The following is a 14,671-nucleotide window of genomic DNA, read 5'->3' as shown; positions in this document are numbered from 1 at the left end:
CCGCGCTCTAAACAGGCAAAACCTGATAGATAGCGCGACGTAGCATTTCAACCATTTCCGTTAGCTCTGCTTCTGACGCAATAAACGGCGGCGCTAATAAAATGTGTTCGCCATTTTCCCCGTCAATAGTGCCACTTCCCGGATAACAAATTAGCCCTTCAGATAACGCTGCCTTTTTGAGCTTCGCCGCAATACCCATGTCAGGTGCAAAAGAAGCTTTGGTCGCTTTGTCTTTCACAATTTGAAGCCCACGAAATAAACCACGCCCACGAATATCCCCAATATGTGGATGATCAGCCAAAGCTGCTTTTAATGCTTTATCAAGAAACTCACCGCGAGATCTAACTTGTTCAACCAAGTCATTATCCAGTATTTCTCTAACTACCGCTAAGCCCGCTGCTGTGGCAACTGGGTGGCCAATGTAAGTGTGACCGTGCTGAAAAAATCCCGAACCGTCTCTTATCGTATTGTATATATGACTAGTACAGAGCATCGCGCCAATGGGTTGATAACCTGCACCGAGGCCTTTAGCGATGCAAACGATGTCTGTATTAATGCCTTCTGCTTCATGGGCAAACAGGTGGCCTGTACGGCCCATACCGCACATGACTTCGTCTAGTATTAATAAGATACCGTATTGGTCGCAGATCTCGCGTATTCGTTTGAAGTAACCCGGTACAGCAGGCACTGCACCCAAGGTGGCACCAACGACGGGTTCGGCAATAAACGCCATGACAGAGTCTGCGCCGAGGCGTTGAATCTCACTTTCTAGTTCATTAGCGACTCGTAAACCGTAGTCAGCCACGCTTTCTGTTTCGTGCCGTTCTGCGTATTCGTAGCAGGGTGCAATGTGACTCATCTCGACCAGAAGCGGGGCGAACTTTTTACGGCGTAATGCATTACCACCAGCGGAGAGTGCACCAAGCGTATTGCCGTGATAGCTTTGACGTCGAGCAATCAGGTGACGACGTTGAGGTTCGCCTTTTTCGACAAAGTACTGTCGCGCCAGTTTGATGGCTGACTCAACGGCTTCTGAGCCGCCAGATACAAAGTACACACGGTCCAAGTCGCCAGGGGCGTTTTCAATCAGTAAGTTAGCTAATGCTTCCGCAGGTTCGGACTGAAAGAAACCGGTATGCGCATAGGCCAGTGTTTCGACTTGCTGTTTGATGGCGGCAATCACATTGGCATTGGAGTGACCAAGGCACGATACCGCTGCACCACCAGAACCGTCGAAGTAGCGCTTGCCATCTTTATCTATTAAATAGCAGCCGTCGCCAGCAACTGCAGTTGCAAGGGAGGTATGACAGTGACGTGGAAAAACATGACTCATGTGTTAACCCTCAATGGTGTTGATCAGTGCGGTGACAGATGCGGCATTGTCCGCGTGTTTTGTACCGTCGGCGTTGGTTAAGCTGTTCTCAAAGCCCACGCGGACACCGCCACCTTGGCGAGCCGCTTCTACAAGGCAAGCGTGTTCATCTGGTCCAAATGCGCACACCATCCAGTTCTCGATATCAGGCAAAGCATCACGAAACGGTTTCAAGTTTTCAGGAGAGGAGGTCATGCCTTTGCTATAGCGACCTAATACAAACAACACCTCATTTTGATGAGTTTTAATGACGTGTTGTTTCTGCCACTCAAGGTATTGCTCGATATCTGCGGTGTCATATAGGATGTGTTGGATCTTTGTGCCTTGATCAGCGCACAGGGCATAAGCCTTGAGCGCTAGCTGTTTGTCGCGTGCCATTTCTCGTACCGAGATCGACGCCCACTTTGGCTTTAGCGTTTCTAAGCAGGCTAATTGTTCTTTCACATCAAAAATGCCGGCCGCTTCTGTGGTGATTTGTACCGCAAGCTCGGGCACTTGTATTTCCAGTTCGGTCAGTGCTTCTGTGTACAAGCCCGCATCAATTGCGTGTTTTCCTTGATCATCTCGAACATGTAAGTGAAGCGCATGAGCACCTGCCAAATAACACGCTTTGGCGGTGTTAACCGTTTCAATAATCTGAATAGGCAAAGCAGTATGGTCATCTTTGCCACGCTTTGCGCCATTGGGCGCAACCATAATGAAGGGTTTAGTCATGCTGTTACCTGTTAAGTGATCACATATTGCTGGTACATAATTTTGCAGAAAATACGTTTTTAGTCAATAATTGGTAAAAATAACAAGTGTAATTATTTTCTTTTATAACAAAAGGATAGCTATGGACCCGACGTTAAAGAATCGCTTACTCGCAAAGCTTAAAGAGGTCATTCCAGAGTTGCCACGAGGGCTCAGTGTTGCAGCGAAATACATTATTGATCATCCGTCAGACTTTGGTTTAGACCCCATTAGAGAGACCGCGCGAAAAGCTGGCGTTAGTACTTATACGTTAATTCGTTTAGCAGAGCGGGTGGGCTTAAATAGTTACGATGAGCTGAGAGAACCGTTTAGGAAAGCCTTGGTGTCTGCGTCTATGAGTGACAATCAACCAGAGTGGATTAAGGGGCTGGCTGAAAAAGGGGAGCTGGGTAAGGTGCAAGCAGAAGCTGCCGCTAATAGTATGGCGATTGTACAACAGTCTTTAGAGCATCAGTCATTGGAGGCGATGGAGCGTGTGACTCAACTGTTACTGACCGCAAATAATGTATACCTCACCGCAGTCCGAGCAAGTTATGCCGTGGCGTTTTATTTCCACTACGTTGGGCGCATGGCATTACCTTCTATGCACCTTATTCCTCGACATATGGCGAGTGCGATTGATGATTTACATAACGCAGGGGAAGGGGATGTGCTGATCGCCATTGCTACGACACCTTACTCACGGGAAACCATTGAAGCCTGTCGGTTTGCTAAAAGTAAGGGCGTGAAGCTCATTTTGATCTCTGACAGTGAGATTGTGTCACCCGATTTTCAGGCCGATGAAGCTTTAGTCGCCTCTGTGTTGTCGTCTCATTATTTTGGGTGTTACACCGGCATGATGGCCATGGTGGAAAACTTATTGGCGATGTTAGTGGCTCAAGGCGGGGATGAAGCGCGTCAAAGGATCAAATCTTATGAGGCGCTGCGAGAGGAAACTAATGTGTATTGGGTGAAGCAAAAAAAACATTAGTTTTTATTTTCGACGCTCGCGGTTAGTACCCTTTACTCCGATCAACCACTACGGGTAACTGCCCTGTTTCTGTAAATGACACGATATTGTCCGCAGCGATTTTAGAAGCTGTTTTCATATTTGTTGGGGCTGAGATGTGTGGTAATACGGTGATGTTTGGCACTGCCCACAGTGGATCATCACTCGGTAAAGGCTCTATTGCAAAGACATCTAACACTGCATGTTTGAGCGTGCCGGACTGAAGGTTTTTCAGTAATGCAACGGTATCGATAATGGGGGCACGAGCAAAGTTTATGATTGATGCGCTCTGTTTGAGCATTGATAGTCGAGCGTTATTCAGCAGCCCTGTTGTATTGTCAGTTAACGGTAGCAATACAACCAAAATATCACAGTCATTGAGTGCAGTAGCTAAGCCACCTTCACCATTGAAGCAGCGCACACCTTGAATCGATTTGGGTGAACTACTCCAACCTGAAACATCAAACCCTTGTCGCACCAGTGAGTCACAGGCAGCGCTACCCAAAGCGCCAAGGCCGAGTACGGTAATTTTCCTGTCTTCAGCAAGTAACACATCATGTTGTTGCCAAACGCGATTGCGTTGTTGTGTAGCGTACATGGGAAGGTCACGATGAAGGTAAAGCGTCATGGTTAACACTGCTTCAGCCATGGTTTTAGCCAATTGTGGGTCTGTCATTCGCACAATTGCAGTGTCTTGGGGAAGGGTAGACACCAAGTTTTCGACGCCAGCCCAAACACTTTGCACCCACTCAAGTTTAGCGAGTTGTTTTAAGTCTTCAGGGTTGGGGTTAGCAACAATTGCAACTGTAGAGTTTGGCCAATGGTCTGGGTGGTGAGCTTCGAAAGCGGCGATTTCAAAGTCAGGCAGGGCAGCTTGTAAATATGTAAGCCAATGGTCGCGGGACTTTGTATCTATGTTGCTTACAAAGGGAATGGGCGGCAATGTCTTCATAGGTGAAAGGGACGCTGTATGTATTGACTAGGAAGCTTAGGTGAAGAGGTGAGTATTGCGTGGATATTCATGAATATTTTCCTCGTTGGCAAAGCATGACAGTAACACTATACGTGCATCACGAAAAACAGTATAAAGTTGTGTATTCAGTCGATATATTGACTAAGCCTATTACTCTTACCTTAAGTCATCTGCTTGGTGCTATTGATGGCAGGTTTCGGTTAAAGAAAAAACTAAATGGAACAAAATAATATGGCTCGTTTATCAAACGTTATCGTGGCGATTTTGGCGCTGCTACATATATACATACTCATTCTTGAAATGTTCTTTTGGGAGTCACCAAGAAGTCTGAGTGCCTTTGGGCTTACTCCTGAGTTGGCAAAAGAAACAGTAGCAATGGCTGCCAACCAAGGGCTTTACAACGGTTTCTTAGCGGCAGGTTTAATCTGGGGACTGGCGCTTGGCTCCGAAGGACGCTCAGTAAAGATATTCTTTTTATTATGTATTTTAGCGGCAGGCGTATTTGGCGCAGTGACTGTGAAGCCTCAGATACTCCTTATTCAAGCAGTGCCAGCTGTACTAGGCTTATTACTAATATGGAAATCGCGCTAGCGAATAGGGAATGATAATGAAAATTGATGTACTTATTGCTGACTATACCGAAAGTGGAAGAGCAGGCGAGGGCGAAAGGCTGTGACAAAGTCACTTTAGAGGTCTTGGAAGGCAATAAAGCAGCGCAAGGATCTTATCGTAAGTTTGGCTTTGAAGGTTATGAGTTAGACCCAGTCAAATTACCGGCAAAGATCAAATCGTAGTTTTGATAGTTCGGTTTGAGGTTGCTGGCATCACCTTGAAAGAAGTCTACTTGATCAGCAATGTCTGCCTGTCCAAGCTCATCTAAACTGACTTTTTTGAGTGTGCTTAAGTCGCCTTGATCCGTAATTAGGTAGCGTGCTCTACCGTGTTCTACGATGTTTTGCGCATTAACAATAAAGTGGGCTGAAAAGTCAAATGCACGCTCATATTTCAAATCATTATTTTTTTGTGCTTGATGAAAAATTTATCAAGCTCGTGTTGCTGAGAAAAATTTAGCCTTATTCCAACTACCGTTAATTGAGTTCTTATTGTTCATCATGCATCGTCGGCCAATGATGAAAATAATGTTGAATACACAATGACTAAACGCGTGGGTCTTTACTGGTTTACCAACGATTTACGGCTGCATGATCAGCCTGCCTTGTTTCATGCGTCAAAAGTCGTGGATGAGCTCGTGTGTTATAGCGATATGGGTAGCGTATGGAGCCAAGCAAATGGCGACATGAGTGATGACTTTGGTGAGCAAAGAAGGCGTTTTCTTGAAGAAGCGTTGGCGGACTTGGCATCTCAGTTAGCGATGCTCAACCAAAAGCTCTGGGTCAGTAAACGTAACTGTTTAAATGTACTGGTTGAGCTAGTTAAAACGCAAGCGGTGACAGATGTATTTCGTAGCGAGCATGTTGGTTGGTATGAAAACCAGTGCTGGCAGCGCTTACAAACGCAGTTTCCGCAGTTGCAGTTGCATACCATTGCGACGCATACGCTGTTCGATCAAGACAATTTACCGTTTACTATTTCCGAGATGCCAACGGGCTTTAATGGCGTTCGTCGTAAGCTAGAAAAGCCTAAGGCTCATCAGCCTATCGAGAGAGTGATACAGCTACCGCCTTTGCCTGTCAGTATAGCTACGCTATTTAGCGTGGCGGGTTTAGAGGTTGCTTTAAAAAGTGCATCAACTATCAGCACTCATGAAGATGAGTTCTCTGGCGGTGAGAGTGTTGGTTTAGCTCACTTAACGTCTTATTTAGAGTCAGGATGCGCTTCAAGTTACAAACAAACACGTAACGCATTGGATGGTTGGCAAACGTCTTGCAAGTTTTCTTCGTGGTTAGCCTTGGGTTGTTTGTCGGTACGAACAGTCGTTGCTGATCTCAAAGCCTATGAAGCAGAGCATGGCGCTAATGACTCTACTTACTGGATTTACGTCGAGTTACTTTGGCGCGAGTATTTTCAATGGTACGGGCATCGTCATGGTACAAAGCTGTATAGCCAAGGTGGTCAGGCCGATAAGTTGTTAACTCATCGGCACAATCCCAATCGCATTCAACAATGGATAATGGGAGAAACGGCATTCCCGCTGGTTAATGCCTGTATGACGGAGTTGCGCTTAACGGGCTTCTTATCCAACCGAGGACGACAAATCGTTGCGAGTTGTTTGGTAAATGAGTTGGAGCAAGACTGGCGGTTTGGTGCGGCTTACTTTGAGCAGGTGCTTATTGATTTTGACTTGGCGACTAACTGGGGCAACTGGCAATACATTGCTGGAGCGGGCCCTGCTAGTGTCGCTAAAAAGCACTTTAACCTTGAAAAACAAGCGATGCAATTTGACCCAAAATTCACTTATACCAATAAGTGGTTAGTACGAAGAGATAGTGCCTAATGGCAAGTGCTGTTTTTCCTGTAATAAGCTCCGATAAGCCTGCCATTAATATCGTTTGGTTTAAAAGGGACTTGCGATTACATGATCATCAACCGCTTAAATGGGCAGAGGATTCACCGCATCCTACGTTGCTGCTATTTATCTTTGAACCGATGCTGCTCAGTGACCCTCACTTCTCAGAAAGACACTGGCGGTTTGTGACTGAGTCGTTAATACAGATGAACCAGCAACTCAACGGGCGTGTTGTGGTTGCACATGATGAAGCTTTAGCCGTTTTTGAACAATTGAACGAGCAGTTTGATATTCAACACGTTTTTTCGCATCACGAAATTGGCCTCGATAATACGTTTAAACGCGATAAACAATTACAGCGTTGGTTTAGTGAGCGTCATATTGCTTGGCAAGAAGCGGTCTTGGGCGGCGTTATGCGGGGTGCCGTTGATCGAAGTGATTGGGATGGTAATTGGAAAAAAGTGATGAAAGCCTCGCTGGTTGATAATCATCCCAAGCAACTCACACTGGTGAAAGCGGTGTTTGATACTTCAAAACTGCCTGCTGAGTGGAAAATACCTGATCCACAGATGCAAATAGGGGGTGAACTTGAAGCAAGAGCAGTGCTGGATGATTTTTTCGACGGTCGAGGTCAGCTATATAATGTGCAAATTTCTAAGCCTGAGCTGAGTAGAGAAAGCTGCTCACGGTTGTCTCCGTATTTGGCTTGGGGGAATATCAGTTTGCGGCAAGCCTACCAAATACTGTTGGGTCACTGGCAACGTAAAGGCTGGCGTAGGGCGTTGATTGCGCTGTCGTCGCGGTTTCATTGGCATTGTCACTTTATGCAAAAGTTTGAAAGCGAATGCAGTATGGAGTTTAGACATATCAATAGTGGCTATCGTGAGCTGCCTTATCGATCTGAGTTAGATTCTCAGGCTGATTTAACCGCTTGGGAGCAGGGGCAAACAGGCTACCCCTTGGTTGATTCGTGTATGCGTTGTTTGATTGCGACCGGTTATATTAATTTTCGGATGCGAGCAATGTTGGTGAGTTTTTTGTGCCATCATTTGCAGATTGACTGGCGACACGGTGTACAGCACCTGGCACGGGTATTTCTGGACTTTGAACCGGGTATTCATTACCCGCAGTTTCAGATGCAAGCGGGCGTCACGGGCATCAACACCATTCGCATTTATAACCCGATTAAACAAGCGGTTGAACATGACCCTAAAGGACGTTTTATTCGTCAGTGGTGTCCAGAGTTGAGGGAGTTACCGAATGAGTTGATTACTTGTCCACATACATTAACGCCGATGGAACAGCTTATGTATGGGATGACAATTGGTGAGAATTATCCCGCGCCGATTGTTGATGTTGCGGTAACTTATAAGCAAGCAAGTGACTTGCTGTGGGCGTGGCGAGATCGTCCAGAAGTCAGGCGCGAATCAAGACGTATTCTTCAACGGCACGTGAGGTGAGCATGGCGCATCATAAACTTAATTTACCAACAAAGATCTGTGTGGAATGTGGGCTGTCATTTGCTTGGCGTAAAAAGTGGGCGAGAGATTGGGATAATGTGAAGTTTTGTTCGGAGCGTTGTAAGCGAGGGCATAAGAAGAAACAGCCTTAAAGGTAAGCAAAGGGTGTTAAAAGTAGTGTTATTTGTGTTCTATTTTTTTGATTGTTAATTTGCCTGACATTAAACATCTGAATCTACATTACTTTCACGTTGGGTCTTTTAAACTTCTTTTTACAGATCTCGTCAAATCAGGAAACCAACATGGCTAATCCCGCAAAAGCTTTAAGCAAGAAACTCCCCGTCGCAGATGTTTCCCGAATTATCGAGATGGCATGGGAGGACAGAACACCGTTTGAGGCGATTGAAAAGCTTTACGCGGTTAACGAATCCGCAGTCATTCAACTGATGCGTTACCAGCTCAAGCCAAGCTCATTCCGACTATGGCGTGCGCGCGTCAGTGGCCGCAAGACAAAGCACATGGCGACTCGCTCTACAGACATCACTCGAAGCCACTGTCCAACACAGTATAAACGTTCTTGAGTTCACATTATCAAACGTTGCGCCTAATTTTAGGTGACCAACTGAATGCTAATCATCATTGGTATCAGCAAAAAGATCCGTCTGTGCTGTATGTCATTGCTGAGCTGAAACAAGAAGCAACGTACACCAAGCACCACATTCAAAAGTTGTGTGCGTTCTTTAGCGCGATGGAGCAGTTTGCTGGCGCGTTAAATAAGTCAGGGCATGAGGTTACTCATCTTACGCTTGATGACACGGCTGACTTTGCGGACTTTCCTGAGTTAATCCAACACCTGTGTTTGCAGCATGATGTAGCGTCGGTAGAGTATCAGCGACCAGATGAATACCGACTCCTAGCGCAAATGCGGGGTATGTCTTTAAACAGTAAAGATACTTCGTCGCTAACAGTGACAGAGGTGGATACTGAGCATTTCTTAGTGGGCTTTGACGAGATAGATGACTACTTTACCAAAGACAAACACCACAAAATGGAGTTCTTCTACCGCAAGATGCGCAAGCGTTTTGATGTGCTTATGGAAGGCGATAAGCCTGTCGGTGAGCAGTGGAATTTTGATGGTGACAATCGCAACAAGCTAAAGCCGCAAGATATTGTTGAAGTGCCAGCACCGTTATTGTTTGAGCGAGATGTAACGGCTATTCGTCAACGTCTCGAAAAACATAATATTCCTTCAATGGGTGAGATGACGGAGCACTTGCTCTGGCCTACGACGCGACGCGAGTCTTTAGAGTTACTGAGCTTCTTTTGTGAACACTGCTTGCCAAACTTTGGTCGCTTTCAAGATGCAATGACGGGTAATAGTGAGCACCAATGGAGTCTTTATCACTCGCGCTTGTCGTTCTCGATTAATTCAAAAATGCTGCACCCCTTGCAAGTGATTAACGAAGCAATTAGCCACTTCGAACGCTCTGAAGGCAAGATTAGTCTGTCTCAAATCGAAGGTTTTGTACGACAAATATTAGGCTGGCGCGAGTATATCCGTGGTGTGTATTGGGCGAATATGCCTGAGTACCGTGACAAAAATAGTTTAGATGCGCAGCAGTCACTCCCGTCATATTTTTGGACGGCCGATACCAAAATGAACTGTATGAAGCAGTCAATCAAGCAGTCATTGGATTACGCTTACGCGCATCACATTCAACGATTGATGGTGACGGGTAACTTTTGTTTACTGACCGGGATTAACCCTGATGAGGTTGATGAATGGTATCTCGGTATTTATATCGATGCGCTGGAGTGGGTTGAAATGCCAAATACACGTGGCATGAGTCAGTTTGCGGATGGTGGCATCGTCGCGACTAAGGCTTACAGCGCAGGTGGTAACTACATTAATAAAATGAGTGATTACTGCAAATATTGTCATTACAAAATTAAGGAAAAAACAGGGGAGTCGGCCTGTCCGTTTAATAGCTTGTACTGGGGATTCATGGTTCGACACCGTGAGCGTTTTGAAAAGAACCCGCGCATTGGTATGGTGTATCGACAGTGGGATAAGCAAGAAGATTCAGCTCAAACCGCGGTAATCGAACGTGCAAATTGGTGTATTGAAAACTTAGAGTCGTTGTAAGTTTAGCCGTGCAGTTCGGTTGATCTGCTTCATTATTTGATTGGTGGGCGTGATTAGGCAAATTTCTGGTTATAGTTTCATTCAAAACGTCATAAGATAGTGGGTCAAAATACGCACTACAAATGACGCGCTTAATCAGAGCAAAGAGAGAATATTATGGAACAACTGTTGTTAAACCCGATTGCTAAAGTGGATGGTGAAATCAACCTTCCTGGCTCAAAAAGCTTATCAAACCGAGCGCTTTTGTTAGCAGCCTTAGCAAAAGGAACAACGACGCTGACGAATTTGCTAGACAGCGATGATATTCGTCACATGCTAACGGCACTCAAGCAGCTGGGTGTTAGCTATCAGCTTTCTGATGATAAAAAACAGTGTGTTGTTGAAGGCTTAGGCCATGCGTTTGATACAAAAGACCAAGGCCAGATTGAGTTATTCTTAGGAAATGCTGGTACAGCGATGCGTCCACTGTGTGCGGCACTTTGCTTAGGTCAGGGCGACTATGTGCTAACGGGTGAGCCACGTATGTTTGAGCGTCCTATTGGTTCTTTGGTAGACTCGCTTCAACAAGCCGGTGCGGATATTTCTTACCTTGGTAACGAAGACTACCCACCGCTAAATATTAAAGGCACAGGCCTGAAAGGCGGCACGATTAAAATTGACGGTAGTGTTTCTAGTCAGTTCTTAACGGCATTTTTGATGGCTGCACCGATGTCCCAAGAAGACACCACCATTGAGATTGTTGGTGAGTTAGTATCTAAGCCATACATCAAAATTACGCTTCAAATCATGAAGGACTTTGGTGTTGATGTTGTAACTGAAGACTATCAGAGTTTTGTGGTTAAAGGTGGTCAGACGTATACAGCGGTTGAGCAATACCTTGTTGAAGGTGATGCGTCATCAGCGTCTTACTTCCTAGCAGCGGGTGCGATTGCTGGTGGTAGTGTGAAAGTAACGGGTATTGGTAAAAAGTCAGTGCAGGGCGACACGCAGTTTGCAACGGTATTGGAAGCAATGGGTGCAAAGATCGAGTGGGGCGATGACTACATTAAAGCCAGTAAAGGCGAGCTGAAAGCGGTGGATATGGACATGAACCATATTCCTGATGCGGCGATGACTATTGCAGTGGCGGCGTTATTTGCGACAGGCACGACAAAGATTACTAACGTTTACAATTGGCGTGTAAAAGAAACAGATCGTTTGTTTGCGATGGCGACTGAGTTACGTAAAGTCGGTGCGACGGTTGTTGAAGGGCATGACTTCATTGAAGTGACTGCACCTGAAAAGATTATTCATGCTGAGATTGATACGTATGACGATCACCGTATCGCGATGTGTTTTTCATTGGTTGCGCTAAGTGGTACGCCAGTGACCATTAATGATCCTAAGTGCACCTCAAAAACGTTCCCAGATTACTTTGATAAGTTGGCGCTAGTTACTCGTTAAGGATCGTGGGAAACTTGTTATGACAATAATTACAATGGCTATATCAGTAGATTTTTAGTTGCTTTTATTTGTTATAACAATAAGGGAAGCCAGTATGTCTTTTTAAGTCATACTGGCTTTTTTTTTGGGGGGTACCTTATATAGCTACTTTGAAACACTATGCGACCTATAGTGTTGAGAAAATGTCTTCGGGCGGGGTAGTTTATTTGGGTGGGTACATCTTAAATGTGCGCACTGAGATGTACCTCCCGGTAACTTATAGAGATATTAATATGAAAAAAGTAATAAGTGCTGTATTTGCAGCAATGATGTTGCCTAGTCTAGGTATCGCTGATGATGTGGTTAAAGGTTTTGAAATTTCTGGAGGCGGTGGCGACATTAAAGATATTGGGACAGGCTATGTTATCGATGTCGGTTACTACGCCAATCAAAAGATTCGTTTTCGTTTAGGTTACGCTTCTATCGACTTTGACAATCATAAAGGGATCGGGCCAGTGAGTTTTTTTGAAAAATTTGACCAAAATAATGTACGTTTGACTGTTGATTGGTTTCCTTGGTCACGACGTAATGGTTTCTTTGTAAGTGCTGGTGCAGCGCATCTTGGAGATCCTGCTCAGTTGTCATTTGAGGCAGATGCTATCCCGGTCTTACCGCTAAATAATAGTTTTTATACAGGTACCCAAATTGGGACAATATCGGGTACAGTCGAAACAAATAGTGTTGTGCCATATGTTGGTTTAGGCTATCGCTACCAGTTTAGGCGGGATAAAGGCTGGTTTGTGCAGGCTGAAGCAGGCCGGATCTTCGGTCTTTCACCAAGCCTTAAATTAAGCTCGGATAACACTAGTGATCTTGCGAACCTGAATGCTGATTTGCAAGCTTTTGGTAACAGCCAAAACGACTCGTTGGATGACTCATATACGGTGTATGGTGTAACGTTGGGTTACTTGTTCTAAAGGTGTTTCAATGTTTTGAGGCTGCTTTACGTGTCCTCAAGTTCAGCAGCGTACTCTCCCAAAAATAGGTTTTTTTGATGTATATAGATTTTTCCAAGCTCTCACCAACTCAGACTTACCACACGATTATTCAAACGGTTATTCCGCGTCCAATCGCGTGGGTATTAACGGAGAATGATAATGGTAGTCATAATTTAGCGCCGTTTTCTTTTTTCGCACCAGTCTCAAGTTCGCCACCGATATTGATGATTTCTGTCGGTAACAAGTCCGAGAATGATAAGAAAGACACCGCTAGAAATATCATCGAAAAAAAGCAGTGCGTGGTTCATATCGCTGATCAAAGCTTGGTTGAGCCAATGAACGCCAGTGCGCAGTCGTTGGGTTATGACGAGTCAGAGATTGAATTATTAGGGCTAACGACAGTTGAGTTTGAAGGTTCAGCGTTACCACGTCTTAAGGCTGCACCGGTTGCTTATGCGTGTGAGTTTTACGAAATGAAAGTGATAGGTGACGCGCCGATGTCACTGCTGTTTCTAGAGATTAAGCATGCTTATATTAATGATGAAATTGCGCAGCAGGGTGAAGATCGACTATCAATTGATGCAGGAAAGTTAGATCCTTTAGCACGACTAGGGGGTAATGATTACTCAGGGCTGAGTGAGTCTTATACCTTAGAAAGAAAGCCGTAGTTGACAGACAATCGTTGAACAGGAGCGCCACATGGCATTTGAAAGAATTATGGGAATATACGTTAGCGATCAAGAAGAGTATCAGCGCTACCGTGAAGGCATGATGCCAATTTTGAAAGCGTATGGTGGTGCTTTTGGTTTTGACTTCGAGGTGTCTAAAGTGCTGCTTTCAAAAACTGAAGATGACATCAATCGTGTGTTTACTATCGACTTTCCAAGCCAAGCGGTGATGGAAGCGTTCTTTTCAAGTGATGAATATAAAGCCGTTCAGCAGCGTCATTTTACAAATTCTGTGAAAAGCAAAACGGTGATTTCGATGCATGAGAAACTTTCGTAGTTGTCTGCTGGGCGTAAATACTTGACATAAAGGTATTAAATAATAAAACTCGTCATTATACGGTTTAGTATTACCTTCCTTAACACCATGAAGCGATTAACTTGATGCAAGTTCTCAAACAATACCGCAATTCAACATTGTATAAGTTTGCATGTTCTTACAAGTTCACTGTGCTTGGTTTTGTGACGTCTGCGATTGCAGTTATTGTGTTGTCTAGCACTATGCTCGCGGATGCAATTTACTTCGATGACCCTGATCATAAAGATGTCACGTTAGAGTCATGGATGACTCCTCGCTATGTTGCCATGTCTTATGGTTTGCCTCGTACTGCAATTATTGAAATTTTTGATATTGATGAAAATGTTGAGTCGTCACGTCGTCTCGATCATATTGCTACTAGAATTGGTGTTTCTTTGGATGAATTAACCAATATTGTTCGCATTGCAGCACTGACTTACCGGGAGCAGGGACTTGACTGAGACACTCCTCGCCTTTGCAACGGACTACGGTTTGTATGTTGTCTTTTTTGTTGTATTCATTGCCGCATTAGGTGTGCCATTACCCGCTTCAATACTAGTGCTAACCTCTGGCGGTTTAGCATCAACGGGCGATATTTTGCTGATTGAGCTTTTTTTGTTCACCTTGTCGGCATATATCTTAGGTGACCAAGCAGCCTATCAATTAGGGAAAATTGCAGGCCCCAACCTTATTGAAAAGCTATCTAGTCATCGGCGTATGTCGCCAGTGCTTGATAAAAGCGAAAAGGTTTATCGTAAGTATGGTGTGTTTGCTATTTTGTTAACGCGAACAGTGCTTAGCCCTTGTGGACCTTATATTGCTTACTTGTGTGGCGTATGGGGTATGAACCGTGCGCAGTACAGCGTTACGGCGTTAGCAGGTTCAAGTATTTGGTCGTCTGTTTACATCATGCTTGGTTATAGCTTTGCGGGTAATGTACCTGAGATATCAGACCTGATGCGCAGTGTGATGTTGGTGACGTTAGCAGGGCTGTTTACGCTAGGCTTTGGTTATAAGTTAGCGGTTTCTTGGAAAGCATTTAAGAGGCAGTTGGTTTAGCTATTTGTAT

General features: G+C 44.8%; 18 protein-coding genes. 14 read left to right on the top strand and 4 right to left on the bottom strand.

Features of this window, described 5'->3' with window-relative positions; translation table 11 throughout:
* Positions 1 to 7: 7 nt before the first annotated feature.
* Both DKT75_RS00780 and DKT75_RS00775 read right to left on the bottom strand, forming a co-directional pair.
* Positions 8 to 1,333, bottom strand: coding sequence for an aspartate aminotransferase family protein (locus tag DKT75_RS00780; protein WP_109821533.1), 1,326 nt, complete (start codon positions 1,331 to 1,333; stop codon positions 8 to 10).
* Between the two features lie 3 nt (positions 1,334 to 1,336).
* A complete protein-coding gene (locus tag DKT75_RS00775) occupies positions 1,337 to 2,086 on the bottom strand; it encodes a beta-keto acid cleavage family enzyme (protein ID WP_109821532.1) in 750 nt (249 codons plus the stop codon).
* Positions 2,087 to 2,207: 121 nt separating this feature from the next.
* On the opposite strand from DKT75_RS00775, the gene DKT75_RS00770 reads away from it, so the two are divergent.
* A complete protein-coding gene (locus tag DKT75_RS00770; protein WP_109821531.1) occupies positions 2,208 to 3,095 on the top strand; it encodes a MurR/RpiR family transcriptional regulator in 888 nt (295 codons plus the stop codon).
* 22 nt (positions 3,096 to 3,117) lie between these two features.
* Here the strand turns inward: DKT75_RS00770 and DKT75_RS00765 are convergent, their stop codons facing one another.
* Positions 3,118 to 4,065, bottom strand: coding sequence for a 2-hydroxyacid dehydrogenase (locus tag DKT75_RS00765; protein WP_109821530.1), 948 nt, complete (start codon positions 4,063 to 4,065; stop codon positions 3,118 to 3,120).
* 237 nt (positions 4,066 to 4,302) lie between these two features.
* On the opposite strand from DKT75_RS00765, the gene DKT75_RS00755 reads away from it, so the two are divergent.
* Entirely contained in the window at positions 4,303 to 4,677 is a 375-nt protein-coding gene (locus tag DKT75_RS00755; protein WP_245923020.1) for a DUF1304 domain-containing protein, read from the top strand.
* Positions 4,678 to 4,703: 26 nt separating this feature from the next.
* Positions 4,704 to 4,880, top strand: coding sequence for a GNAT family N-acetyltransferase (locus tag DKT75_RS22435; RefSeq protein ID WP_109821528.1), 177 nt, complete (start codon positions 4,704 to 4,706; stop codon positions 4,878 to 4,880).
* On the opposite strand, the gene DKT75_RS21715 is transcribed toward DKT75_RS22435, so the two are convergent.
* Positions 4,835 to 5,095 (bottom strand): class I SAM-dependent methyltransferase, encoded by a 261-nt coding sequence (locus tag DKT75_RS21715; RefSeq protein WP_146201293.1) that lies wholly within the window; start codon positions 5,093 to 5,095, stop codon positions 4,835 to 4,837. The genes DKT75_RS22435 and DKT75_RS21715 overlap by 46 nt on opposite strands.
* Positions 5,096 to 5,239: 144 nt before the next feature.
* On the opposite strand from DKT75_RS21715, the gene DKT75_RS00745 reads away from it, so the two are divergent.
* From DKT75_RS00745 to DKT75_RS00695, 11 genes are all read left to right on the top strand, one after another.
* Positions 5,240 to 6,541, top strand: coding sequence for a DASH family cryptochrome (locus DKT75_RS00745; RefSeq protein WP_109821527.1), 1,302 nt, complete (start codon positions 5,240 to 5,242; stop codon positions 6,539 to 6,541).
* Positions 6,541 to 8,013, top strand: a complete 1,473-nt coding sequence (locus DKT75_RS00740) for a cryptochrome/deoxyribodipyrimidine photo-lyase family protein (RefSeq protein ID WP_109821526.1) — start codon at positions 6,541 to 6,543, stop codon at positions 8,011 to 8,013. The genes DKT75_RS00745 and DKT75_RS00740 overlap by 1 nt, the downstream gene beginning before the upstream one ends.
* Positions 8,014 to 8,015: 2 nt before the next feature.
* On the top strand, positions 8,016 to 8,165 hold the full coding sequence (locus tag DKT75_RS00735) for a DUF2256 domain-containing protein (RefSeq protein ID WP_109821525.1): 150 nt from the start codon (positions 8,016 to 8,018) through the stop codon (positions 8,163 to 8,165).
* A 150-nt stretch (positions 8,166 to 8,315) separates the two neighbouring features.
* The gene (locus DKT75_RS00730; RefSeq protein ID WP_109821524.1) at positions 8,316 to 8,594 is read left to right on the top strand and encodes a TIGR03643 family protein; all 279 of its coding nucleotides are present in this window, start codon (positions 8,316 to 8,318) and stop codon (positions 8,592 to 8,594) included.
* A complete protein-coding gene (locus tag DKT75_RS00725) occupies positions 8,591 to 10,159 on the top strand; it encodes a cryptochrome/photolyase family protein (RefSeq protein WP_109821523.1) in 1,569 nt (522 codons plus the stop codon). The genes DKT75_RS00730 and DKT75_RS00725 overlap by 4 nt, the downstream gene beginning before the upstream one ends.
* Positions 10,160 to 10,315: 156 nt before the next feature.
* Positions 10,316 to 11,602: a 3-phosphoshikimate 1-carboxyvinyltransferase gene (aroA, locus tag DKT75_RS00720; RefSeq protein WP_109821522.1), complete on the top strand. Its 1,287-nt coding sequence runs from the start codon at positions 10,316 to 10,318 to the stop codon at positions 11,600 to 11,602.
* Between the two features lie 272 nt (positions 11,603 to 11,874).
* Entirely contained in the window at positions 11,875 to 12,558 is a 684-nt protein-coding gene (locus DKT75_RS00715) for a hypothetical protein (protein WP_109821521.1), read from the top strand.
* Between the two features lie 77 nt (positions 12,559 to 12,635).
* Positions 12,636 to 13,247: a flavin reductase family protein gene (locus DKT75_RS00710; RefSeq protein ID WP_109821520.1), complete on the top strand. Its 612-nt coding sequence runs from the start codon at positions 12,636 to 12,638 to the stop codon at positions 13,245 to 13,247.
* 31 nt (positions 13,248 to 13,278) lie between these two features.
* The gene (locus tag DKT75_RS00705; protein WP_109821519.1) at positions 13,279 to 13,584 is read left to right on the top strand and encodes a DUF1330 domain-containing protein; all 306 of its coding nucleotides are present in this window, start codon (positions 13,279 to 13,281) and stop codon (positions 13,582 to 13,584) included.
* Positions 13,585 to 13,688: 104 nt separating this feature from the next.
* Complete coding sequence (locus DKT75_RS00700) at positions 13,689 to 14,063, top strand: hypothetical protein (protein WP_109821518.1); 375 nt, start codon at positions 13,689 to 13,691, stop codon at positions 14,061 to 14,063.
* Complete coding sequence (locus tag DKT75_RS00695; protein WP_109821517.1) at positions 14,056 to 14,661, top strand: DedA family protein; 606 nt, start codon at positions 14,056 to 14,058, stop codon at positions 14,659 to 14,661. The genes DKT75_RS00700 and DKT75_RS00695 overlap by 8 nt, the downstream gene beginning before the upstream one ends.
* The last annotated feature ends 10 nt before the right edge of the window (positions 14,662 to 14,671 follow it).

It is taken from the genome of Leucothrix arctica (assembly GCF_003172895.1).
GTDB classification, from domain to species: domain Bacteria; phylum Pseudomonadota; class Gammaproteobacteria; order Thiotrichales; family Thiotrichaceae; genus Leucothrix; species Leucothrix arctica.
The sequence above is the reverse complement of the archived record's forward strand: the minus strand, read 5'-3'. Positions and strand labels throughout refer to the sequence as shown.

Coding starts and splice junctions, on each gene's coding strand:
- DKT75_RS00780 (WP_109821533.1), bottom strand. CDS start 1,333: ATGAGTCATGTTTTTCCACGTCACTGTCATACCTCCCTTGCAACTGCA.
- DKT75_RS00775 (WP_109821532.1), bottom strand. CDS start 2,086: ATGACTAAACCCTTCATTATGGTTGCGCCCAATGGCGCAAAGCGTGGC.
- DKT75_RS00770 (WP_109821531.1), top strand. CDS start 2,208: ATGGACCCGACGTTAAAGAATCGCTTACTCGCAAAGCTTAAAGAGGTC.
- DKT75_RS00765 (WP_109821530.1), bottom strand. CDS start 4,065: ATGAAGACATTGCCGCCCATTCCCTTTGTAAGCAACATAGATACAAAG.
- DKT75_RS00755 (WP_245923020.1), top strand. CDS start 4,303: ATGGAACAAAATAATATGGCTCGTTTATCAAACGTTATCGTGGCGATT.
- DKT75_RS22435 (WP_109821528.1), top strand. CDS start 4,704: ATGTACTTATTGCTGACTATACCGAAAGTGGAAGAGCAGGCGAGGGCG.
- DKT75_RS00745 (WP_109821527.1), top strand. CDS start 5,240: ATGACTAAACGCGTGGGTCTTTACTGGTTTACCAACGATTTACGGCTG.
- DKT75_RS00740 (WP_109821526.1), top strand. CDS start 6,541: ATGGCAAGTGCTGTTTTTCCTGTAATAAGCTCCGATAAGCCTGCCATT.
- DKT75_RS00735 (WP_109821525.1), top strand. CDS start 8,016: ATGGCGCATCATAAACTTAATTTACCAACAAAGATCTGTGTGGAATGT.
- DKT75_RS00730 (WP_109821524.1), top strand. CDS start 8,316: ATGGCTAATCCCGCAAAAGCTTTAAGCAAGAAACTCCCCGTCGCAGAT.
- aroA (WP_109821522.1), top strand. CDS start 10,316: ATGGAACAACTGTTGTTAAACCCGATTGCTAAAGTGGATGGTGAAATC.
- DKT75_RS00715 (WP_109821521.1), top strand. CDS start 11,875: ATGAAAAAAGTAATAAGTGCTGTATTTGCAGCAATGATGTTGCCTAGT.
- DKT75_RS00710 (WP_109821520.1), top strand. CDS start 12,636: ATGTATATAGATTTTTCCAAGCTCTCACCAACTCAGACTTACCACACG.
- DKT75_RS00705 (WP_109821519.1), top strand. CDS start 13,279: ATGGCATTTGAAAGAATTATGGGAATATACGTTAGCGATCAAGAAGAG.
- DKT75_RS00700 (WP_109821518.1), top strand. CDS start 13,689: ATGCAAGTTCTCAAACAATACCGCAATTCAACATTGTATAAGTTTGCA.